Here is a 21,398-nt window from a genome sequence, read left to right as displayed (position 1 = left end):
ATTTTATTTTATCAAAACTTTTACATTATTTTTAAATATTAAAACATTAGCTGAAGGCATCTCAAAATTACCGGCCTCTAAACGCAAATCTTTACCTTCAATATGAATAGGAGTTATGGTATAAGCACTTCCTTTCTTATAATTAATTACCGCTTCCTGAGTAGTCGCCGTATACCCACCCTGGTTTATAAGTACTATATCACCACATAAATGTATTAAATCAGAATTTTGCTTATATTCTCCGTTTTTAGAAGATAAAGCGTAGTATTTATGCTCACCCTCAATTCTAAGCTTACCTGTTATGTCGGATAATTTAATTATATTATCATTTGTTTTATAACCGCTTTTTGCCGTAAGTATATAAGGCCTACCGTTTTTATCCTGGCCGTGTAAATTCGGATTAACCATTTCATTAGAAGAAAGAGTGTCTAATTCTTCATTACTTATACTATTTAATTTTACTCTATCGTTATTTTTTAAAAATGAGGGTAATATCATGATGCTAAACAATAGAATAGCCACTAAAACTACCAGCATTCTTTTTAAAACCTTAACTGCTAAACTGTATTTTTTTTCCATATTCTAAACAACACCAGCCCTTAAAAGATCATGTATATGAATAACCCCTACAGGTTTATTTTCATCATTTACTATAAATATTACTGTAATGCTTTTTAAATTCATAATTCCTAAAGCTTCCGAGGCTAACTTATCCTCATGCAGGGTAATAGGATCAGCAGTCATTACCATAGTCACTTTAGTTTGTTTAAAATTTAAATCCATATTTCTCCTTAGATCCCCATCGGTAATAATCCCCATAAGTAAGCCGACTTCATTTAATACGCCGACGCATCCTAACCTCCTGCTTGTCATAGTTAATATTGCTTCAAAAGCAGTTTCATTATAATTAATTAACGGAATTTCTTTATCCTTATGCATTAAATCTTTGAGCCTTAATAATTTGGCTCCGATGTTTCCCCCCGGATGGAACACTCTATAATCGGAATCGGTAAAACCTCGTCTTTTATATAATGCAACTGCTATAGCATCACCGTATGCCATCATCATAACTGCAGAAGTAGTAGGAGCCATTATATCACAAGCTTCTGGCGTTGCAGGCAGCACTACGGGAATAAAGGCGGCATTTGAAAGGGTTGAGCATTTCTTTCTGCTGATACCAATAATTTTTATTGAAAATCGTTTACAATAATCAATGATGGGAGCAAGCTCCGGAGTCTCCCCTGAATTAGAAAGTAAAATTACAATATCGTTAACGGTTATCATACCGAGATCGCCATGACCTGCCTCGGCGGGATGAATATATATTGCAGGCGTGCCCGTAGAAGCAAGAGTTGCAGCAATTTTCCGCGCTATGTGTCCGCTTTTCCCCATACCGCTTACAATTACTCTACCGGTAATAGCATATATTTCATCAATGATATTAGTAAAGTTCTGGTTAATTTCCGATAATAGATCCTGAAGCCCTTGGATCTCGCCTTTAATCACTTGGCGGGCTATATTTTCATCAGATAATTTAAATTGATTAATATCTTGGATATTCACGACTGCCTTTTTTTATCTGTAAAATTTTTGGCAGTATAGCATAAAAATATTGTATGATAAATAAATGAATAAAGTCAGGAGCTTCTCCCCCAAAAAACACCTGACTTTAAAACGAAGCCTCCTATCTACTTGATAGACTCCCCCGCTTCATGTATTTCATTATACACATACCAATTGTTAACAAATCGTTAACAATAACCCATAACCTTACTCAGGTATTATTTTTTTATAATTATAATAGCTTAGTTGCTTCATCTTTCGGCTTTATATTCTATATATTTTTGCCTTCTGATATGCTCTGTCCAAAGCATCTTACCTCTATCGGGAGCAAAACTGCCTTCTTCACCCAACTCTCTATCCTTATCTCTTGTTAATACTTTTTCAATTAAGTTTGCTGCTACCTTATCTATCTCTGCACCTTTCTCCTTATCTCTCTTTATAATTTGAACGGGCGTATTGTTATTAATATTACAAGCATTACGATTTGCCCCATAATCAAGCAAAAGATCTACCACCTTCTCATGCCCGAACATACATGCATTAATTAATGAGCTTCCGGTTAGTATACTAATTTGAAACTTTATTTGCTCATCACTGTAAAATTTTTTAATATATTTTTCCTCAAAACATCCTGTTTCAAAAATTATTAACCGACTTTTTTTGACGAAAACATTTCCACCCGGACGTTCAAAATTTTGCCCATTCGACATTTGGAAAAAATTACTAAGAGCTTTTTCATCCCTTTCTGGGTTAATACCCACTTCTTTTAATAAACTTCTAACAAGTTCACTTCTCAAAACCCCATAATGTAACGGTGTTCTTTTACAATTATCCGCAACGTTAATACCAGCACCTGCTTCAATCAAAGCATGCGCAGCTCTTATATCACCGAGTGCACAAGCTATATGAAGGGCTGTTCTTCCTTCCTTATCCTTTTCATTAATATTTAGCCCTTTTTCTTTTAAGGAACATAACATTTCAACAAGCTCGGAAGTCCTCATTTTTGCAGCCAGGACTAATACACTGTTACCGTCATTGTCTTTAGTGTTCCACTCAAATTTTTTTTCCTTTAAAGCATTGATTAAAAATTGGGCTATATAATAAGGTTTATTATTCGTAAAAATTTCTTTTCTGATTGCTAGGTGCAGTGCAGTACCAAAGGTTGTATCCGAATAGTTATACTTTACTCCTTCCTCTAATAAGTAAGTAATCTTATTAATATCACATGATTCTACCGCTGCATGCAACGGAGTGTAATATGAAGGTGTAATGCTGTTAACATTAACTCCATGTCGTATCAGCTGCCTAATGACTTCAAGAGGGGCTTCCTTTGTTATCAAAGCTGCATTTCCTTCACATCCTTTACTAAGTAACAGGTTTATTACCGCTTCTCTATTAGGGCACGGACTACCAATTTTATTCTCATTAAGTAAAAAATTTCTTATAAACATTTTTTTGTCTTCATTTCTTAATCGGAAGTTTAAAAACAGATTTTTTAATCCGTTTATATTATTACCTCTGTCTCTTAATTTTGCGCTTATTTCAGCAGAAAATATCTCTTCCAATCCCCTAACTTCGCTTCCTTTAAGGGAAACTATCCCTTTCCTCCTTACTCCATTAAGCGCCGCCAACATAAAAAATTTTACGTTTTCATTATTTGCAAACGGGAGCTCTTCTTTTTTATCTTCTCTATTTTTATAAGTAGTATTATTTGATTTATGGCTTTTTTTTCTACCCATCCTTTCCTCTTTATCTATATAGCTTTGCAAAAAGCATACAAATAGATAAAACTAAATTACATTGGAAGTTAAATTTTTATAAATATTTATCTTTATATGATTTTAGCTTTCGGTATATCAAACCTAAAACCATCCCAAAGTAATCCGCCATATGGAGCAAGCAGTTTAGTGACTAAGTTTTTTAAATCCTGAACATCCCCACCTTGAAACGCTTTTTCAAACGCATGTGAATATTCATAAGCAATATTAGAATTATCTTTTTCTAAATAACGCAAAATTGATTTCCCGCTTGCACTCCATTTATTTTGCGCTCTAAAATAAAAGCGTGCCAGCTGCTCATAAAGCTTGGCAGTGGAAGCAATCTGTTCTGCACGTGAATTGGGATAAAGAATATCATCAAGTAAATCAGTGATTAAAAAACGCTCATTATCAATTTCTTTCTTTTCCCAGGCTAAGGGTTTAAGATCAAATTTTTCTCGGGTAGAATCCTTAATGCGTTTTGAGAAATTTGACTCAAGCATTATTTCTTTTCCGTTTATAATCATTTCCATAGTACCACATATCCCTATTTCCTTTATCTTTTTAAATAATACTCCCAAAGTTTCAGGGTCATGAATAAAGGCATCGATTGGCCAATTTTCATAGATAAAAGCCTCTCGGTAAGAACTAGATATCTGCTCATAAACTATGATAATATCCAAATCGGAAGTATTAGTACCTAGCCCGCGTGAAACGGAGCCTCCCCAAAAGACTGCTTTTGCATCACTATAGCGCTTATCGATTAACTTTTTGATTACACTTAGTGGTTTTTTACGCATCATTACGTTCCTTGATCATCCATACCACACTTAAATCAGTCTCTTGTTTCACAGCCTTAAACCCGGCTTTTTCATAAGCGCAAATAAAATTATGCTTACAACCCTCCCTCTTTAAATTTACTCCATAAGGCTTCCACATCACTAGTTCTTAAAGAATTTAAGTTTTGCTTCAGGGTAGCAAGATCCCAATCCCACCACTTAATTTCGAGTAATTTTTCAATATCTTTATCATTAAATCGCTTCTTAATTAAGCGACTCGGGTTTCCTGCCCAAATTTCATAAGCTCCGACATCTTTAGTGACTACCGACCTTGCTCCTATCACTGCCCCGTCAGCAATTTTCACTCCCCCCATAATAAGCACTTCCGCTCCGATCCAAACATCATTGCCGATAACCGCATCACCTTTTGACCGGTGAGCCTTAGGAGGAATCTCGGTATAACCGTCGAAGTCGTCATCAAACTCATCTAAAGGATACGCAGCAATCCAATTATAGTTATGCCCTTGCGTGCCGCCCATCATAAATTTTACACCGGTAGCAATTGAACAAAATTTGCCAATAATAAGTTGATCGGTGGTACCTAGCTCATGGAGATTGTCTCCTTCATCCAAATACATTACGCAATCTTCAAAAGGCTTTCCGTAATAATATCCTGAATAATAGGAATAGTCGCCGGCGGTTATATGTTTAGATCTAATATGATCCTTAATTACAATTGAATTACGATAACTTTTAAACGGGTTCATTTTAATAATACTTCTTCAACTTTTTATTTATAGCTGCATAAAATATTGTTTTTTGTCAAGGCAAAGGTTATTTTACAGGTGTTAATAAAATTTATAGTCAATTAAGTTGAATACTTTACACATTTATTTTGATAAGACTTTAATTACCTTAATTATTTCATCTCTAGGTTGATTTAAACTATGGATTAAATATAATTAACTTAACTTTAAACATTATATGAGTAAATAATGGCATTTATAGAAGAATTTAAAGCTTTTATTTCTCGTGGCAATGTATTTGAGCTTGCAGCCGGGATTATGATAGGTGCTACCTTCAACAATATGCTAAATTCTCTGGTAGGAGATATAATTATGCCGATAGTCGGCTGGTTGACGGCAGGGATTGATTTCTCCAATTACTTTATAGCTCTTAACGGAAAGCATTATGATAGCCTCAGGTCTGCTAAAGATGCAGGAGCACCGGTGGTAGCCTATGGAATATTTATTAATTATGTCATCAAATTCTTAATTTCTTCAGCTGTAATTTTTCTGGTAATTAAGCAAGTAAACCGTTTACATTATTCATTAGCACCGCAAGATAGCAGAAATCTCAAAAAGGACGGAACATGAAAAGAACAAAAGTTACACAAGATGAGATAAAGTTGGTTGGCATTAAAGTAAGGACAAGTAATAAAGCTGAATTTAATTCGAGCACTGCAAAAATAAGGACAACTATTGAGCGATATTTTAAAAATCGAATTGCCAGTAAAATAGCTGATCGGAAGAATCCTGGTACGACAATTTGTTTATATGCGGAATATGAAAGTGATATGGACGGGGAGTATTCTTACTTTATCGGTGAAGAGGTAACTTCTTACTATAATATATCGAAAGGATGGGATATCTATACTATTCCTGCGCAAACATATGTAAAATTTACTACGCAATCGGGAGCTATGCCTAATGTGGTTATAAATGCCTGGCAACAAATTTGGCAAATGTCGGGAGCTGATTTAGGCGGGATACGCAACTATCAGGCGGATTTTGAAATTTATGATGCAAGAAGCAAAGATCCGAATAACACTATAGTTGATGTTTATATAGGGATCAAGTCATGACATATATAATTGAACAAACTTTATCTCCTTCCGGTGAAGATATTGACTTTCTTACAAGAAAAATTAATGAGGAAGCAAATAAATATGGAATAAGTGAAGAAGCTTACCCGTTTGCTTTTTTTATAAAAGTAAATGGGGAAAAAATTATTGCAGGCTGTAACGGTTCGGTCATTTACGGAGCAATTTATACTGATCAACTCTGGGTTGATCCCGAGTATAGAAATAAAGGGCTCGGTAAAATGCTAATGGAAAGAGTGCATAGCTATGGATGTGAAGTCGGCTGTAATTTAGCAACCGTTACTACTTTAAGCTTTCAAGCGGCTTCGAGTTTTTATGAAAAACTTGGATATGAACGTGATTTCGAGCGGGCAGGTTATTCTTATAATTCTAAATGCATATTTTTAAAGAAGGGGTTATGATTTTTGAATCTGAACAAAAAGAAATATAGTAAATTAAGTTATAAATCATACAATAGCATTTATTCAACCCGGGTGCTTTATAACAAAGTAAAGATACATAAAAATTATTAAATGATTTTTATGAGCGCTGCCCCTTTAAAGGGGGGTGGAGGGGTGCGCTATTATTATTTAAGTAGTTTCAGAAAAGAAGTCATTAGGGTAATTAAAATCTATCAAAATAAATGTGTAAGGTATTCAACTTAATTGGCTATAATTCTTGATGTAAACGAATATAAGGAAAAGATTACCAATGCTATATGCAGTAAATTAAGTTGAATATCCTCCATATAGAGAGCATAGTTGAACTATAAAAACAAACTAAGTTTACGTATAAATGACATAGCCATTTATAAAGCACACTCGCCATAAATGGCAGATAGGCGCGTGCTTCTTACTATAACTTATAATATGAAGGCTTTATTAGCGAACAAAAACTTTTCCGGTTCTTTTAATCTTTCTTTGTAATTGAAGGATTCCGTAAAGCAATGCCTCAGCTGTAGGCGGGCAGCCGGGAACATAAACATCAACGGGCACAATCCTATCGCACCCCCTCACAACCGAATAAGAATAGTGGTAATACCCTCCGCCATTTGCACAGCTTCCCATAGAAATTACATATCTCGGTTCAGGCATCTGATCATAAACTTTCCTCAGCGCAGGTGCCATTTTATTGGTCAGCGTTCCTGCAACAATCATCACGTCCGATTGCCTTGGCGAAGGCCTGAATATAAGCCCAAACCTATCAAGATCATAACGGCTGGCAGCAACATGCATCATCTCGACTGCACAACAGGCAAGCCCGAAAGTCATCGGCCAAAGCGAACCGGTTCTCGCCCAGTTTACTAACTTATCGAGCTGAGCTATAACAAAACCGCGGTCACTTATTTCATCAGTAACCTGATTAAGCAGAGCATCTTGTTCAATTCCAGGTGGTATAGGTCTTAACGTCACTTTTTCTACTCCCTTTTATTCCCAATCTAATGCGCCTTTTTTCCATTCATATATGAAACCTATGGTCAGCACTACTAAAAAAATTATCATTGACCAAAAGCCGAGCAACCCGATATCTCTTATAACTATCGCCCACGGAAAAAGAAAAGCAATTTCAAGGTCAAAAATTATAAACAAAATTGAAACTAAATAGAACCTAACGTCAAATTTACTCCTGGGAGCATCAAATGCTTCAAATCCGCACTCATAGGAAGATAATTTTTCACTGTCGCCTCGCAGTGTAGCAAGCAAAAAAGGCAGAATAGACATTATAAACGCCAAGCCTCCTGCTAGTATTAAAAAAAGTAAGATCGGTAAATAATCTGTTAGAATATGTTGCATACTAGCTCTTCTTATCAACCATAATGTTTCTTGTCGCCGACGGTAAAGTTACCGTTAACCCTTCCAAATCTTCACTCACGATTATTTGACATCCAAGTCTTGAAGTACGGGTAAGCCCGAATGCTAAATCGAGCATATCTTCTTCAGCTTCAGAAGGTTCGGGTAACATATCATAGAACTCTTTATCCACAATAACGTGGCAGGTTGAGCACGCAAGCGAACCGTCGCATGCTCCCTCTAAATCAATATCATTTTGATGAGCAACCTCAAGTAATGAGAGCCCTAAGGGCGCATCTATAGTTTTGGTAGTTCCATCATTAACAATAAAATTAATTTTAGGCATCTTATCCCTTAAGCAGCTTTTAATGCGTTTTGCTCATTTATAACTTCAGAAACGCTTTCTCTTTTAATTTTTACTTTAACGTTTTCTGCAATTTCTACAACCAAATAGTTGCTGTTTTCTTCAACTTTAACAACTTGCCCGAAAATTCCGCCTGAGGTCACTATTTTATCACCTTTACTGATTTTATTAAGCATCCCTTGATGCTCTTTCATTTTCTTTTGCTGCGGGCGAATAAGGAGAAAATAAAATACCACCATGATTAAAACAAGGGGAGCAAAACTGGTGAGCATTGAAGGCTGCTGAGTTGCTGCTGATGTTGCATCCGCTGCAAAAGCTACTGAAAATAAACTCATTATATATCCTACTTTAAATTTAAATTTTTCGGTATATTAATTTAACCGAAAAGTTAATGCAAGTAATTTGGATAAGAGAGCATATATTCATGGAGTTTAAAAATAGCTGTTAGCCGGTTTATTCGCCTCGCTTTTTAAAAACTGATATTTTTACATCTACCGTCACGGTTAATTCTTTTAATGAAAGTAGCTCTGCTTTTTTCTCACCTCCCGATTTAAAATAAAAAGGAGTCATAGCAAGCAGGCTTTCTATATCTTCCTGCACGCCGATCCGGCATTTAAAGGTAAGAGGTAAACAATTTTCAAGTGTAAAATATTCTTCTGCTTTTTTTACTAATTTATCTTTTTCTTTTTCGGTAATAGAGGAAAATAATATATTTCTCATTTCTATTAAATGTAGGGTAGAAGGCGTAACAGTAATTAACCTGCCCATGTCGGCAAGCACCCTATGATATTCATTTAAATAAAGCGGGGCAAATACGGAAAGTGCTATATCTATTGTCTTTTCTTGAAGGGGTAGCTTAATTGCGCTCCCTACACACCATAAAATCCCTTTATTATGCCCGGCAGCTAATTTTATCGCCTCTTTTGAAATATCAATTCCATAGTAATTTGCTTTTACTTTTAAATGGCTGTCTAAATGCTGTTTTAAATTAGATAAATAGTACCCCTCTCCGCAGCCGATATCAGCTATATGAAAGTTATCTTTTACCGGTTTTAAGTATTCATTAGTAATTAACATATTTAAAGTGTTGGATATCGGTTGGTAATATCCTTCATTTAAAAACTTTGCTCTGCTCTTCACCATCATCCGGTTATCACCCGGGTTTTTAGAGTTTTTCTGATTGGCCGATAATAAATTCACATAACCCTGGCGTGCTTTATCATAAATATGACCTTTCGCACACCCTAAATATTTTTCAAACCCGATGAGCTTTTCCCCGCCGCAGACAGGACACATAAGCGCCGAAACCTCATTAGCCGTAATTTTCTGATTTGTATGCGGCATTATAGCTCCTAAAGTAAGTTAATTAATTTATCGAATAGCGAGCTTAAAAGCAGTGCGTAAGCCGCTCCTAATAGCAGGCTGCTTATATAGTGTTGCCCACTCTCCTCGTTTAAACCGATTCAACCCCTTTAACTTCAGGTATATAATGTTTGAGCATATTCTCAATACCGCTTTTTAAGGTAAGCGTTGAACTTGGGCAACCTGAGCAAGCTCCATGCAACTCAACATAAACCACTCCTTCTTTAAAACCTTTGTAAATTATATCCCCGCCGTCATTAGCTACAGCCGGCCTTACTCTGGTCTCAATTAATTCTTTAATTTGTTTTACCGCTTCATCATCCTCCACATCACTCGTAACGTCTGCTTTAAATGCGCTTTCCGTTATCACAGGTTTTTGTGCAACAAAGTGATCCATAACGGAAGCAAGTACTATAGGTTTTAAAACACTCCAATCAGCACTCGGATCTTTTGTAACGGAGATAAAATTATCAGTTAAAAATATCCCCTTTACCCCTTCAACATCAAGTAGAGCAGCGGCGAGCGGAGAAGTAGAACAATCTTCACCTGAATGATAGGTAAGAGTCCCTTCTTTTAACACTTGAACCCCGGGAATAAATTTTAGAGTTTGAGGGTTAGGAGTTTCTTGTGTCTGTATAAACATAACTTTCACTCATTAATTTTTTAGAGGAATGATACTCTTTAATCATATAAATGAAAATAAAATTATTTTTATTAAGCTGGATTGAATTTCCACCCCCTTAGACTGACAGCTTTAAAATATACTTATTTTACACGCGCACTTTCATCAAAATCATTCCTTGAAGGCGTTCCGATTAAATCTTTAGGTGCGGAAATTTTATTATAAGGCATTATTGAATTTCTAAGTAGTGTAATAGTAATCCTTCTGTTTTTCTCAGCATAAGGGTTATTCGGATCCGCCGGATCCGTATCGGCTTTTCCAATTACTCTTCCGATTTGCTCGGAAGGAACCCCGCTTTGCACCAAATATCTACGTGCTGCATTTGCCCTATCCGCAGAGAGTTCCCAGTTAGTATATACGCCATTCGTATCATTTACCGTTCTATCGGTAAAACCCGATAATTGAAGGAAGTTAGGGGTAAATTGAATGAGCTTGGCAATTTTAAATAATATTACTTCCGTGAAAGCGGTGAGCTCAGCACTACCGGGTTTAAACATAGGATGCTTGTCTTGTCCGAAAATCCTAATTTCTAAGCCTTCAGGGGTAATAACTAACTGTAATGAATTTTTATAGTCCTGCAGGCTTTTATCTTTTTCAATTAACTTATTTAACTCACCTTCAACTAATTCATATCTTTGATTTTCTTGTTCTTCTAAGTTCGCTTCGGTGCCGATTTTTTTTACGGTTACAATATCACCGACGCTTTTTACGCCGTATTTAAATCCTTGAGTTTTATCTTCCTCTTTTAATCCTTCTTTTTGCGCGGCTGAACTAAACCCACCTTTAAAACCTTCACCTAGCTGCCCTGAAATTCCAATCGTCGGATCAAAGTATTCGGCAATACCCTTTAACTTTTCAGTCGGAACGGCATTTAAAAGCCACATAAGTAAAAAGAAAGCCATCATTGCAGTCACGAAATCTGCATAAGCCACCTTCCAAGCTCCACTATGGTGCCCGTGATGCGCGGCAAACACTTTCTTTATAATTATCGGGGCTTTTTTAGTTTCTTCCTTTTCCTTATCTTTATCTTTATCTTTCTCTTGCATTCCTATCTCACAATTAAGTTCTTTTTCAAGCTTTTTTCAAGTTCGATAAAGCTTGGTTTTAAATGATCTGGGATAATCTGGCGGGCACATTCAATGGAAATAGTGGGAGGGTGCCCCTTAGCATGTGAAACAATTGCTGCTTTTATGCACTCCAGAAATTTTACTTCTTCATTGGTATAGCCTTCGAAAAACGCACCGATTGGGGATATTATTCCATATGATAAAAATACACCTAAGAATGTGCCTATAAGGGCTGCGGCAATTTTCCTTCCGAGCACGCTCGGGTCAGCTGCAATTGATGCCATTGCATTAATTACTCCAAGTACGGCGGCGATTATTCCGAGCCCGGGTAAGCTATCCCCTAACCTATTAAAGCAGGAAGCAAGGTTTTGACCTTGTATTTTTTTCTCAAATAATTCATCTTCCATCATTTGTTGCAATTCATAAGGGTTTTCAAACCCTAGTACTATTAGACGCATATAGTCGGAGATAAAGGTGGTAACCTGCTTATCATCAAAAATTTTTTTAAAGCGTTTAAATAGAAAACTTTTTTCAGGGTATTCAATTTGAGTCTCTAAATCCATTTTAGAATTTGATTTAGAGTATTTAAGTAAATTGAATAAAAATGAGAGCAACTCAACATAATCTTCTTTTGAATAAGGTTCTCTTTTTGTAACTTTATGAATATTGGTGAATGCTAATGTCAGTGAAGTTTTAGAATTGGATATAATAAAAGAACCAATTGCAGTACCGAGAATAATTAAAGCTTCAAACGGATGGATTAAAACTAAAATATTACCACCTCCGCCTATAAAGCCGATAACTAGTGATAGTATTACTATAATTATGCCTAATTGAAACACCGTTGCCGAAATATTAAATACACCCTTAAGAATTAGTATTATATAATATTTCGGCCAGGTAAAGTATTGAATTAGAAAAATTATATTTTTACCACCAGCCTAAAGCATACCACCATGCCGAGCCGATAGTCGCCCAAACCGCCAAATTAACCAAACTTACCAAAAATCCGACCTTCCACCAAGTTTTAGTATTAAAGTAACCTGCCCCGAAGAAAACAGGAGCTGAGCTGATTCCATAGTGAGTCAAACCTGCGGCAAGCGAGGAAAAATAAGCGAGCGCTAATGCGGAAACCAACTTCGGTACGCCTGCACTGATCAGTAACATTAAAAATGTACTATAAAGCACGGTAATCTTAGCAGTAATACTCGCAAAGAAGTAATGAACATAGAAATATAGCAATCCTATTACCACCATTGTCAGCATCATGCCTTTGCCTGCAACCAGGTGTTCCATTTGCACGCCGATCCATGCCATTATGCCGAATTCTTTTAAAAAACCCGACATCATTACAAGCGTACCGAACCAGGTCAAAGTATCCCAGGCTCCTTTTTCGCTTAAGGCATCATTCCAGCTTAATACCCCGGAAATTATCAATATACAAAAACCGAGTAACGCAGTGGTAGTTGCATTAAACCCGATCCTATAATCTAAAATCCAAAGCGTAATTAATAATATAAAAGTTAAAAGCATTACTACTTCATGCTTAGTGATTTTACCCATTTCTTTTAAAGCCTGCTTAGCAAGGCGGGGAGCATTTTCAGTGCTTTTAACACTAGGCGGATAAATAAGATAAATCACTAAAGGAATAAGGAGCAAGCTTATTATCCCCGGAACAATTGCGCCCAATGCCCAAGTTTCCCAAGATATATCTATACCGAACTGCGGCGCAAGTTTAAGAACCAAAGGGTTTCCTGCCATTGCAGTTAAGAACATGGCACTGGTAACTACGTTCGATTGGAAGCAAACCTGTATCAAAAACCCGCCGCTGTGGTTTTTATCCTTCCTGGAAGGGTTATTCTTTTCATATTCATCGGATAATGCTTTTGCAATCGGAAATATTATTCCCCCGCCTCTTGCCGTTACGCTTGGAATCATCGGAGAAAGTATAAAGTCGGTTAATACTAAGCCATATGATAATCCTAAGGTACTTTTACCGATCTTAGAAATAAAGTAGTAAGCTATCCGCTTACCTAAACCTGTTTTAATAAATCCCCTTGATATAAAGAAAGCAAACACTACAAGCCAAGCTATGTCTATACTGAAAGCGGAGAGCGCCTGATGGAGAGTCAGAGTATGAGTAATTATACATACTAAAATACTGAATAACGCTATGGCTCCGATCGGCATAGGGTTTAAAATTATGGCAATAATAGTAGTTATAAAAATCCCGAACAGGTGCCAAGCTTTAAGATCGACTCCGGTCGGTGCAGGAACATTCCAAAGCACTGCTCCTAAAATGAATATCAGCAGCACTTGCTTGAGGTTAATATTACTTGAGCTCATGAGTAAAAACCATATGCATTTTTTAATTTAATGCAAAATATACCAAAAAATATCAAAAAATCCAGCGGTAAAATAAGAAAATAATTACCTTGAATCCTATTTATTTAGTGATATAAATAACAATTTGCCTGATAACTCTATCCTACGTTTTCACGCACTTTCCAGGCATTAATTCCCACAAAAATCTTCGGTAATTCGATAAAAGCTTGCAATATAAAGAAAAATAGGGTATAATCCAGCGCTTTATAAATAAATTTATTATGGTAAGCATGAATATTATTCTTCGGCTTTTTACTGTTTTATTTATCTTATTCTCACAAGCTGCAACAGCAAATAACAATGAGGTGTTATTTGAGAAAGAAATGCAAATTATATCAATAGATAAAAAGAAAAAAATTGCAAAACCCGTGGTCGGATTATCTTTTACCGAAACCGGGATTGCTTCATGGTACGGCCGTGAATTCGGCGGAAGGCCGACTGCAAGCGGAGAGATCTTTAACCCTGATTTAATGACGGCGGCTCACAAGTATCTACCTCTAAACAGCATAGTTAAGGTCACTAACCTTGAGAATAGTAAATCGGCAAAAGTTATTATCAATGACAGAGGGCCTTATATAGGAGCTCGCGTTATTGATCTTTCAAGAATGGCGGCGGAAGTACTGGGTTTCAGCAAGAAAGGGTTGGCTAAAGTTAAAGTAGAATACCTACATAACGAAACCATGGACTTAAGCAATGCTATATCTCCTAACAGAAAAAAAAGGTTGCATAGAGAGATTGAAAAATTTTCGGCTAATAAATGGCGGAAAGTTATTAAGGCTCATCAGTAGACAAGCAGATTATAGGTATAGTTGACTCCTTTTATCTTTTACATCTATTCTTTTTGTAAAATACTGTTGACCTATAGAATATTCATTTTAATCTATTGTAAGATAGAAAATTTGGTAATTAGATTAAAGTGTTTTTTAGAGACAGATCCATTTTTATAGAAGATGAAAAATATTTTATTGAGGATAAGATAGCGGAATTTATTCCGATTGCCTGCCATTATGACAAAGAAACACTACTTACCAAGAATGGGGAATTACTGCAAATAATTAAAATTTCCGGGCTGGAAACAAATGATAGCGAATTTCAAAAAGTAAATTTGCGTGACCAACTTAGAAAAGTAATAAAAAAACATGTTACCGAATATAAGTATGCAGTTCATATACATGTGCTTAGAAATCGAGAAAATATGGTTCCTCCGGGTGAAATGCCTTTTGGCTTTGCTGAAGAACTAAACCAAAGGTGGGCTAAAAAAAACAATTGGGATAAACAGTTGGTTAACACGTTATATGTAACCATTATCAGACAAAACATTCAAACCGGTACCTTCGACCCGAAAACTTTGTTTTTTCCACTAATTAAAAACCAACATTACAATCACTTAAATACCGCATGTGAAGAGTTGCACGACATCACCAATAATATGGTTGATGACCTAAAAAGATTCGGCTCAACCAAGCTCACTATGCAAAAAACCGAAGACGAAGGATATATATCCGAGCCTCTTTCTTTATATAACAACCTTGTACAATTAACCCAAACGAGAGCTCATGTACCGATTAAAGATTTATCTGAGTACTTAGCAAATATTAAAATTAAATATAAATTTAACACCGTGGTAATAGAGGGCACTGATTTTAAAAGATATTGCGCGGTATTTAGTTTAAAACAACCGCAAAATATCTCGGTTAGCGCATATGACAAGCTGCTTCAGCTTGGCATGCAGTTCATAATTTCAGAATCTCTGTGCTTTGTATCATCAAATACCGCACTAAAGGACCATAAAAAAATGATGTCTCATTTAGAGGCTGCCAAAGCACAAGATATAGCTCAAGAGAATGACTTAGCCGAGATTCTAAATGAAGATAAGGGCAATAATAATGATTACTGCGCTCATCAGGTTACCCTATTAGTATACAGTGATGATGAGAGTTTTTTCCAGGATAAATTAAACAAAACCGTTGAAGTACTGCAAAATATCGGACTGGTTGCGGTAAGAGAAGATTTTAAAATGGCCAAATGTTTTTGGTCACAGCTGCCGGGTAATTTTAGATTTATAGATAGAATTAACTATACGGCGACTAATTTAATCGGTGCACTCACCTCGATACATCATAAAAATATAGGCTGCTATAGCGGCAGTAAATGGGGGCCTGCTATTTCCCTGTTTAGAAACAATGACGGGAACCCATATTATTTCAATTTTCATAATCATAACAACGGAAACACATTAATTATCGGCAATGAACACAGCGGAAAAAATGTGCTTATGAAGTTCTTTCTTACCCAAAGCACTAAATTAAACCCGCGAATTATTTTTATCGACGCCGAAGGCAATTCCGAAAAATTTATCGAGGAGATAGGCGGATTATATGTTAAACCAAATCCGGATGATTTCTCCCCGATTAAAATAAAGCTTTTTGATAAAGAACTTTTTAAAGGAAAATTAGAACTGTTCAGTAATTTCCTAACTAATTTAATTTATCCCCGTGCCAGTGATAATGCACAATACCAAACTTTTTTTGCCGCCCTTGCTAAAAGCTTATTTGAAGGTAATGAGAATGAAGATCCTTATACCCTACTTAGCGGTATAATTGAAAAATCAGAAGATGAAGCAATAAAATCCAGTTTTAACAGTTATTTCAATAGTGAAATTTACTCAAACTTTTTTGATGAAGATTTCTTGGATCTATTCACTTTGGAGGATATTCTAAGTATTGATATAACTGAGCTTTCCAAGTCTAAACCGATTCAGGAGGCTTTCTTAGTATTATTACTGCTTAAGATACCTTCACTTCTCGACGGCAGACCGACTATTATTGCATTTAATAAATGTTATGACTTATTCTTCAGCAATGTGTTTTCTCCGCTCTTTTCTTCCTGGCTTGATGAACTGACAAGTAAAAATGCGATTGCCTTTTTTTCAACCGATACGACTGATAGAATATTAGATAATGACTGTTTGCGAAATTGTTTAGATAAGTTTGCTACCCAAATTTTCACCTCAAATAAGTTTGCCGATAAAAAATTTAAGCATTCTTTCAGCCTAAATGAATTTGAATTAACTCAAATCAAAGCTTATAGTGTTGAGCGCAGAATGTTTGTACTAAAGCAGGGTGAATATTCAATTGTCGGCGTGCTTAATCTTGCGGATCTACCTGAAATATTAGAGGTACTTAAATAATGCGTTCTTTTTTATATATATTTTTCTTATCGTTTTCTATTATTTTTATTGATATACGTTTATCTTCTGCTTACTCGGAGAGCGGCTCATGCGCAGATTGGACAAGGGAGCCGGATACCATGGGGAGAAGGGAAGTATGTAAAGGCGGGTTCCCCACCACTAATGAGCGCCTGAAAATAGCAAGAGTTAATACTGATGCGTTTAGCCCCGTATATAAAATTTACCATCAATGGTGCTGGTTTCAATTTTTCGGCGAATGCGTACTTTGGGATACTAATATTCGTAGCGCAACATTTCATGAAAGCGATTTTTATAATCGGCTTAGTGAAAACTTTGGCTTAAGCTCTAATGCAAGACAATTATTTTGTCATACGGTTGCAGTGTATTCATATGCACCGGGCGCAGGTTATCACCATAGCGGAAGAAATGATACAAATCGCACAAAAATTTGCGGTTATTACTGTATGTCTGATGTCGGGGGCACGTGCTCTCCTACTTTCAGTTGGGATTATTCCTTAATAGGATGTGTTGACGGACCTGTTTATCCTGGGCCCCCAACATTTAATGACACAATCGCACCCGGAATGGAACCGATGGTTGATGACACGATCGGGCTTGAGGATTCACTTGATGTAAACGGCAATAGAGTTTTGGGGTACATAAGTTTAGGCAGTAAATTCGATCAACCGGTGATTCGCTTAAATGAAATTACCGGTGCCGGAAGTATTGAACGTACACTACTACTTAGATATAAGTTTCCTGGTGATACTACAAATTACGACAATTTAAAAACTTGCAGCCAAATCCCGGGCTCGGAAAATAAAATAAGTTATTGTGCGCAAGTTCCATCTGATAATCCTTCGCAGGTGTGTGTTTGTCAGGAAAATTCCTGTGCTAACGAAGTTTATTTAGGATGCGTACCAAGACCGACTCCTCGTCAATCAAACTACGGAATTGTCAGTGAATATACTACCACTAACGGCACGGTTAGCGGCAAATCTACACAATATCCCGCTCTAAAATATTATTTTGTTAAGTTAACTAATAGCGGAGAAATCATTTATATTGATGTCGACGGCTCGGCCGCAGCCTACGGTAGTGATAAAATAGCCTATAAGCTTGATGCTGCGGGTAGTTTAACCGCAACGCCGGCTAATGGAACCTTGAATTATGCTAAGCTTGCGCTATCTCCGACCTTCGGCAATCAAGAAAAAGATTCCCCTCCGCTTAAAGAATATTATGAAAATATTCTTACCGCTTCTAATGGCCAAACCACAACTATACTTGCACAAGACGTTTCGGCAAAAGTTTACGGTGTACAATTTGCTGCATTCATTCCGCAATTTAATGCTAACGGTACATATCGCAAAGTAAAAATTATAACTCCTGCTATAAGAGCAAGTACGGACGGTTGCGGTGCTTATAGTGTAATCCCGGGAGAAGACGGATACACAGGTTCCGATATGTATCCTTCATATACTGTCCCTTCAGGAAAAAGAATCAGAAATCTATGCTGTGCCGGAGGAGTGGAATCTTCTAACTGTTTAGTTCCGCCTATTACGGCATGTAAAAATCCGAAAGGTGCTATGCTTGAGCCTGATTATACTGCTGAATTTTCAGTGTGCCCTGGAATTTATGATGGCGCTGTTGATGCTAATAAGCCTGATAAGATGTGTTTAGTCGAAAGTGACAGTTTAGTCGGGAAGTCAGATTGGAATTTTATTAACGCAAAAGATATGGTATGCGTTGATATAATAACTCCTTAATTCTTCTAGCTCTATAATCGTAGAAAATATTATGGTTATAAGATCTGATTTTATCGGGTAACAAGTAGAACGATTAAAATTTTATGATTGATTAGTAGTTAAAATTATAATAAAGTGTCGTTTTGAGTTTTAAATCCTTAAATATTTAATAATAATTAAATAATAAATGGTTATATACAAAAGTCGCATGCGGGCTAACAGAGAGGTAACAACAACTTTACGGCTCATAAAACAAGCAGATGGAGCACTTATTTAAACTTTAAATTATGTGTTGCATTTATAACAATAGGGGTTGTAATTATCACCTTTAATGCTACTATTAATTGAGAATATTTTATCTAAAATTTAGAGTTATAATTTATGGCATTAAGTATTAGTCTTCCAAGCAACATGGATATGATAGTAAAAATCGGAGTATTCGGTGTTGGTGGAGCAGGTAATAACGCAGTCAATAACATGATTACGTCGAACCTTGAAGGGGTGGATTTTTGGGCGGCAAATACTGATGCACAAGCATTAGATCACGCACTTACCAGTAACAGAATTCAGTTGGGAGCAACTTCGACAAAAGGATTAGGAGCCGGTTCTCATCCTGAGGTCGGTAAAGGAGCGGCGGAAGAATCAATGAGCGAACTTCTTTCCGCGATGGAAAATTTGAATATGGTGTTTATCACCGCAGGTATGGGAGGCGGAACCGGAACAGGTGCAGCTCCCGTCATCGCTAAGGCTGCAAAAGAAAAAAATATCTTAACTGTAGGTGTTGTTACCAAGCCGTTTCATTTTGAAGGAATGCGCCGGATGAAAGTTGCCGAACTCGGTTTAGAAGAAATGCAAAAATATGTGGATACATTAATTGTGATCCCGAACCAAAATTTATTTAGAATCGCTAATGAAAAGACAACTTTTGCTGATGCTTTTAAAATGGCAGATAATGTTCTGCATTCGGGAGTAAGAGGTATAACCGACTTAATCACCATGCCGGGACTTATTAACCTGGACTTTGCGGATATTAGAACCGTTATGAGTGAAATGGGTAAAGCAATGATGGGCACCGGTGAAGCTGACGGTGAAAATCGCGCGATTAAGGCAGCTGAAAATGCTATCTCTAATCCGCTCCTTGATAATTCGTCCATGAAAGGTGCTAAAGGCGTGCTGATCAACATCACAGGAGGTACGGATATGAGTTTATTTGAAGTTGATGAAGCGGCTAAGAGAATTGGAGAAGAAGTTGACGGCGAAGCGAATATTATTTTCGGTTCTGCTTTCAATGCGGATTTAGAAGGGAAAATCAGGGTATCGGTGGTTGCAACCGGCATTGATTCCGAACATTTCATCAAACGTACTAAACCTGATGTAAGCTACCAAAAGCCTGAAAATATTATAACCAGGCCTCAAGCAATTGATACAACTACTTATGCTAACGACTCGGTAACCGAAAGTGAAGAGCAGCAACAGGTGAGCAATGCTTTTATAGCACCAAAACCGGCTGAACCTGAAGAGTATGAGTTTCAAAACTTGGTTAATGATCAGGAAGAAGACTCGGAAGACAATACATCTTTTGAGCATACTCAACAACCGGCCGCTGAAGCTTTAACTGATAAAACCAAAGAAGCTAAGCCTTTCAGTTTATTCAGTAAAGTTACTTCAAGCTTTGCACATAAAAACACCTCTAATGACGATAAATCTCAGAAACAGCCTTCAAAAGAGGACTTGTTTGATATTCCTGCATTCTTAAGAAGAAAAGGTAATCAATAACTTTCAAACATAAAATGATTTAACCGGCTATTATAAAACTCTTAAAAATTACGGAACAATGTTTTTTTTAAAAGACTTAAAATAGCCGAGTATGAATTGATACCAATTAATTACATATCTGTTGTTTAGAATAAATTAAGCTATAAATCTGAGAACAAATTCTTAGCCTATTGGTTGTAAAAAAATAATATACATAAAAATTATTAAATAATTTTTATGAGCCCTGCCTCTCTAAAGGGGGCGGGGGTGCGCGCTACTATTAGCTTATTCAAATAAATGTGTAAGGTATTCAACTTAATTTACTATATCCCCCCATAAACAGATTGGCCATCAACTACATGAACAGATAATATATTTAAATAATATAAATTCTTTTTAAAAAAGTTACTTTTACAAAAAGATTAACTTATAATTTCATCATTATTTATAAAATTATAACATAAGGAACTGCCCATATTGCTTAGCATAGCGTGTATGTTACTGAAACCTAAGTTTATTTCATATAAGTTATCAGCTAGACAATAGGAAAGATTATCAGTACAATGCCCTTCGTTCAGATAAGTTTTAAAATCTTCCCTAAATAAAACATATTCTATATTTTCCTCAACACAGCTGCTAAAGTTCTGCTCGAAGTTTTCTGCTTTACTGTTTTCCTTATAACATTTTGAAACAATATTAGTACATATAGCAAAATCGGATTTGTTATAATTAAATGTTTTATCATATAGTTTATTGAGTAAACTTGTTATCTTTAAGATGTTAAATGCTCCTTCAACCTTCTTTTCTAATTGAGCGTCTATTTGATTATTTAGAGTCTTTAATACATTATATTTCTCACACAACGCTTGGGAGAAAGTACCCTGCTCACAGGGTAAATCACAATATTCTTTTTCCGGAAAGATCGGCATCATAAAATTTTTCCTCATAAGCTATACTCCGGTTAAATAAATTAATTAAAAAATTATTTTGAAACTGAAACTGATTAATAAATCCTTTCCGAATATACTCTTTTTTAAAAATAAATGGTATACTTTCCGAGAATTTTTATGCTTAATTTATGGATGGTATGATAAAAAA

At 36.1% G+C, this 21,398-nt stretch carries 22 protein-coding genes; 7 read left to right on the top strand and 15 right to left on the bottom strand.

The window, feature by feature from the left end; all coding sequences use genetic code 11:
- Positions 1–3 precede the first annotated feature (3 nt).
- From lptC to NF27_RS08740, 5 genes are all read right to left on the bottom strand, one after another.
- The gene (gene lptC, locus NF27_RS08760; protein WP_039458426.1) at positions 4–579 is read right to left on the bottom strand and encodes an LPS export ABC transporter periplasmic protein LptC; all 576 of its coding nucleotides are present in this window, start codon (positions 577–579) and stop codon (positions 4–6) included.
- 3 nt (positions 580–582) lie between these two features.
- Entirely contained in the window at positions 583–1,563 is a 981-nt protein-coding gene (locus NF27_RS08755) for a KpsF/GutQ family sugar-phosphate isomerase (RefSeq protein WP_152606893.1), read from the bottom strand.
- A 251-nt stretch (positions 1,564–1,814) separates the two neighbouring features.
- A complete protein-coding gene (locus NF27_RS08750; protein WP_039458423.1) occupies positions 1,815–3,302 on the bottom strand; it encodes an ankyrin repeat domain-containing protein in 1,488 nt (495 codons plus the stop codon).
- A 92-nt stretch (positions 3,303–3,394) separates the two neighbouring features.
- Entirely contained in the window at positions 3,395–4,120 is a 726-nt protein-coding gene (locus tag NF27_RS08745) for a nucleotidyltransferase domain-containing protein (protein ID WP_039458420.1), read from the bottom strand.
- A gap of 95 nt (positions 4,121–4,215) precedes the next feature.
- Complete coding sequence (locus NF27_RS08740; protein ID WP_039458418.1) at positions 4,216–4,866, bottom strand: CatB-related O-acetyltransferase; 651 nt, start codon at positions 4,864–4,866, stop codon at positions 4,216–4,218.
- 228 nt (positions 4,867–5,094) lie between these two features.
- Here NF27_RS08740 and mscL point away from each other — a divergent pair, with 228 nt between their 5' ends.
- The 3 genes from mscL to NF27_RS08725 are packed head-to-tail and all read left to right on the top strand — an operon-like array spanning position 5,095 to position 6,382.
- Entirely contained in the window at positions 5,095–5,475 is a 381-nt protein-coding gene (gene mscL / locus NF27_RS08735; RefSeq protein ID WP_053332728.1) for a large conductance mechanosensitive channel protein MscL, read from the top strand.
- Positions 5,472–5,963 (top strand): GyrI-like domain-containing protein, encoded by a 492-nt coding sequence (locus NF27_RS08730; protein WP_039458415.1) that lies wholly within the window; start codon positions 5,472–5,474, stop codon positions 5,961–5,963. Before mscL ends, NF27_RS08730 begins: the two co-directional genes overlap by 4 nt.
- Positions 5,960–6,382, top strand: coding sequence for a GNAT family N-acetyltransferase (locus NF27_RS08725; protein WP_039458413.1), 423 nt, complete (start codon positions 5,960–5,962; stop codon positions 6,380–6,382). Before NF27_RS08730 ends, NF27_RS08725 begins: the two co-directional genes overlap by 4 nt.
- Before the next feature lie 459 nt (positions 6,383–6,841).
- Here the strand turns inward: NF27_RS08725 and NF27_RS08720 are convergent, their stop codons facing one another.
- The 9 genes from NF27_RS08720 to NF27_RS08680 all read right to left on the bottom strand — a co-directional run bounded on the left by NF27_RS08720 (position 6,842) and on the right by NF27_RS08680 (position 13,571).
- The gene (locus tag NF27_RS08720) at positions 6,842–7,357 is read right to left on the bottom strand and encodes a NuoB/complex I 20 kDa subunit family protein (RefSeq protein ID WP_458692790.1); all 516 of its coding nucleotides are present in this window, start codon (positions 7,355–7,357) and stop codon (positions 6,842–6,844) included.
- Positions 7,358–7,387: 30 nt separating this feature from the next.
- Entirely contained in the window at positions 7,388–7,753 is a 366-nt protein-coding gene (locus NF27_RS08715; protein ID WP_039458409.1) for an NADH-quinone oxidoreductase subunit A, read from the bottom strand.
- A 1-nt stretch (position 7,754) separates the two neighbouring features.
- Positions 7,755–8,096 (bottom strand): ferredoxin family 2Fe-2S iron-sulfur cluster binding protein, encoded by a 342-nt coding sequence (locus NF27_RS08710; protein WP_039458408.1) that lies wholly within the window; start codon positions 8,094–8,096, stop codon positions 7,755–7,757.
- A gap of 8 nt (positions 8,097–8,104) precedes the next feature.
- Positions 8,105–8,449, bottom strand: a complete 345-nt coding sequence (gene yajC, locus NF27_RS08705) for a preprotein translocase subunit YajC (protein ID WP_039458406.1) — start codon at positions 8,447–8,449, stop codon at positions 8,105–8,107.
- Between the two features lie 118 nt (positions 8,450–8,567).
- Positions 8,568–9,458 carry a methyltransferase domain-containing protein gene (locus NF27_RS08700; RefSeq protein ID WP_053332727.1) on the bottom strand — a complete coding sequence of 297 codons (891 nt, stop codon included), beginning with the start codon at positions 9,456–9,458 and terminating at the stop codon, positions 8,568–8,570.
- Positions 9,459–9,567: 109 nt separating this feature from the next.
- Complete coding sequence (locus NF27_RS08695) at positions 9,568–10,119, bottom strand: NifU family protein (RefSeq protein WP_039458404.1); 552 nt, start codon at positions 10,117–10,119, stop codon at positions 9,568–9,570.
- A gap of 122 nt (positions 10,120–10,241) precedes the next feature.
- Positions 10,242–11,204 (bottom strand): flagellar motor protein MotB, encoded by a 963-nt coding sequence (locus NF27_RS08690; RefSeq protein WP_053332726.1) that lies wholly within the window; start codon positions 11,202–11,204, stop codon positions 10,242–10,244.
- Between the two features lie 2 nt (positions 11,205–11,206).
- The gene (gene motA, locus NF27_RS08685; protein ID WP_039458403.1) at positions 11,207–12,067 is read right to left on the bottom strand and encodes a flagellar motor stator protein MotA; all 861 of its coding nucleotides are present in this window, start codon (positions 12,065–12,067) and stop codon (positions 11,207–11,209) included.
- Between the two features lie 88 nt (positions 12,068–12,155).
- Entirely contained in the window at positions 12,156–13,571 is a 1,416-nt protein-coding gene (locus tag NF27_RS08680) for a DASS family sodium-coupled anion symporter (protein ID WP_039458401.1), read from the bottom strand.
- A gap of 269 nt (positions 13,572–13,840) precedes the next feature.
- On the opposite strand from NF27_RS08680, the gene NF27_RS11405 reads away from it, so the two are divergent.
- From NF27_RS11405 to ftsZ, 4 genes are all read left to right on the top strand, one after another.
- Complete coding sequence (locus tag NF27_RS11405) at positions 13,841–14,398, top strand: septal ring lytic transglycosylase RlpA family protein (RefSeq protein WP_239647839.1); 558 nt, start codon at positions 13,841–13,843, stop codon at positions 14,396–14,398.
- A gap of 128 nt (positions 14,399–14,526) precedes the next feature.
- Positions 14,527–16,800 carry a VirB4 family type IV secretion/conjugal transfer ATPase gene (locus NF27_RS08670; protein WP_039458398.1) on the top strand — a complete coding sequence of 758 codons (2,274 nt, stop codon included), beginning with the start codon at positions 14,527–14,529 and terminating at the stop codon, positions 16,798–16,800.
- A complete protein-coding gene (locus NF27_RS08665) occupies positions 16,800–18,566 on the top strand; it encodes a hypothetical protein (RefSeq protein WP_039458396.1) in 1,767 nt (588 codons plus the stop codon). The genes NF27_RS08670 and NF27_RS08665 overlap by 1 nt, the downstream gene beginning before the upstream one ends.
- Before the next feature lie 360 nt (positions 18,567–18,926).
- Positions 18,927–20,321, top strand: a complete 1,395-nt coding sequence (ftsZ, locus tag NF27_RS08660; protein WP_039458394.1) for a cell division protein FtsZ — start codon at positions 18,927–18,929, stop codon at positions 20,319–20,321.
- 401 nt (positions 20,322–20,722) lie between these two features.
- Here ftsZ and NF27_RS08655 read toward each other — a convergent pair whose 3' ends face one another.
- Positions 20,723–21,247 (bottom strand): hypothetical protein, encoded by a 525-nt coding sequence (locus NF27_RS08655; protein WP_152606891.1) that lies wholly within the window; start codon positions 21,245–21,247, stop codon positions 20,723–20,725.
- Between the last annotated feature and the right edge of the window lie 151 nt (positions 21,248–21,398).

The sequence above is a fragment of the Candidatus Jidaibacter acanthamoeba genome, assembly GCF_000815465.1.
In the GTDB taxonomy this organism is placed as follows: Bacteria; Pseudomonadota; Alphaproteobacteria; order Rickettsiales; family Midichloriaceae; genus Jidaibacter; species Jidaibacter acanthamoebae.
This window is presented reverse-complemented; position numbering and strand designations above follow the sequence as displayed.

Coding starts and splice junctions, on each gene's coding strand:
- mscL (WP_053332728.1), top strand. CDS start 5,095: ATGGCATTTATAGAAGAATTTAAAGCTTTTATTTCTCGTGGCAATGTA.
- NF27_RS08695 (WP_039458404.1), bottom strand. CDS start 10,119: ATGTTTATACAGACACAAGAAACTCCTAACCCTCAAACTCTAAAATTT.
- NF27_RS08715 (WP_039458409.1), bottom strand. CDS start 7,753: ATGCAACATATTCTAACAGATTATTTACCGATCTTACTTTTTTTAATA.
- NF27_RS08740 (WP_039458418.1), bottom strand. CDS start 4,866: ATGAACCCGTTTAAAAGTTATCGTAATTCAATTGTAATTAAGGATCAT.
- NF27_RS08690 (WP_053332726.1), bottom strand. CDS start 11,204: ATGCAAGAGAAAGATAAAGATAAAGATAAGGAAAAGGAAGAAACTAAA.
- yajC (WP_039458406.1), bottom strand. CDS start 8,449: ATGAGTTTATTTTCAGTAGCTTTTGCAGCGGATGCAACATCAGCAGCA.
- ftsZ (WP_039458394.1), top strand. CDS start 18,927: ATGGCATTAAGTATTAGTCTTCCAAGCAACATGGATATGATAGTAAAA.
- lptC (WP_039458426.1), bottom strand. CDS start 579: ATGGAAAAAAAATACAGTTTAGCAGTTAAGGTTTTAAAAAGAATGCTG.
- NF27_RS11405 (WP_239647839.1), top strand. CDS start 13,841: ATGAATATTATTCTTCGGCTTTTTACTGTTTTATTTATCTTATTCTCA.
- NF27_RS08745 (WP_039458420.1), bottom strand. CDS start 4,120: ATGCGTAAAAAACCACTAAGTGTAATCAAAAAGTTAATCGATAAGCGC.
- NF27_RS08725 (WP_039458413.1), top strand. CDS start 5,960: ATGACATATATAATTGAACAAACTTTATCTCCTTCCGGTGAAGATATT.
- NF27_RS08700 (WP_053332727.1), bottom strand. CDS start 9,458: ATGCCGCATACAAATCAGAAAATTACGGCTAATGAGGTTTCGGCGCTT.
- NF27_RS08680 (WP_039458401.1), bottom strand. CDS start 13,571: ATGAGCTCAAGTAATATTAACCTCAAGCAAGTGCTGCTGATATTCATT.
- NF27_RS08655 (WP_152606891.1), bottom strand. CDS start 21,247: ATGAGGAAAAATTTTATGATGCCGATCTTTCCGGAAAAAGAATATTGT.
- NF27_RS08730 (WP_039458415.1), top strand. CDS start 5,472: ATGAAAAGAACAAAAGTTACACAAGATGAGATAAAGTTGGTTGGCATT.
- NF27_RS08665 (WP_039458396.1), top strand. CDS start 16,800: ATGCGTTCTTTTTTATATATATTTTTCTTATCGTTTTCTATTATTTTT.
- NF27_RS08750 (WP_039458423.1), bottom strand. CDS start 3,302: ATGGGTAGAAAAAAAAGCCATAAATCAAATAATACTACTTATAAAAAT.
- NF27_RS08710 (WP_039458408.1), bottom strand. CDS start 8,096: ATGCCTAAAATTAATTTTATTGTTAATGATGGAACTACCAAAACTATA.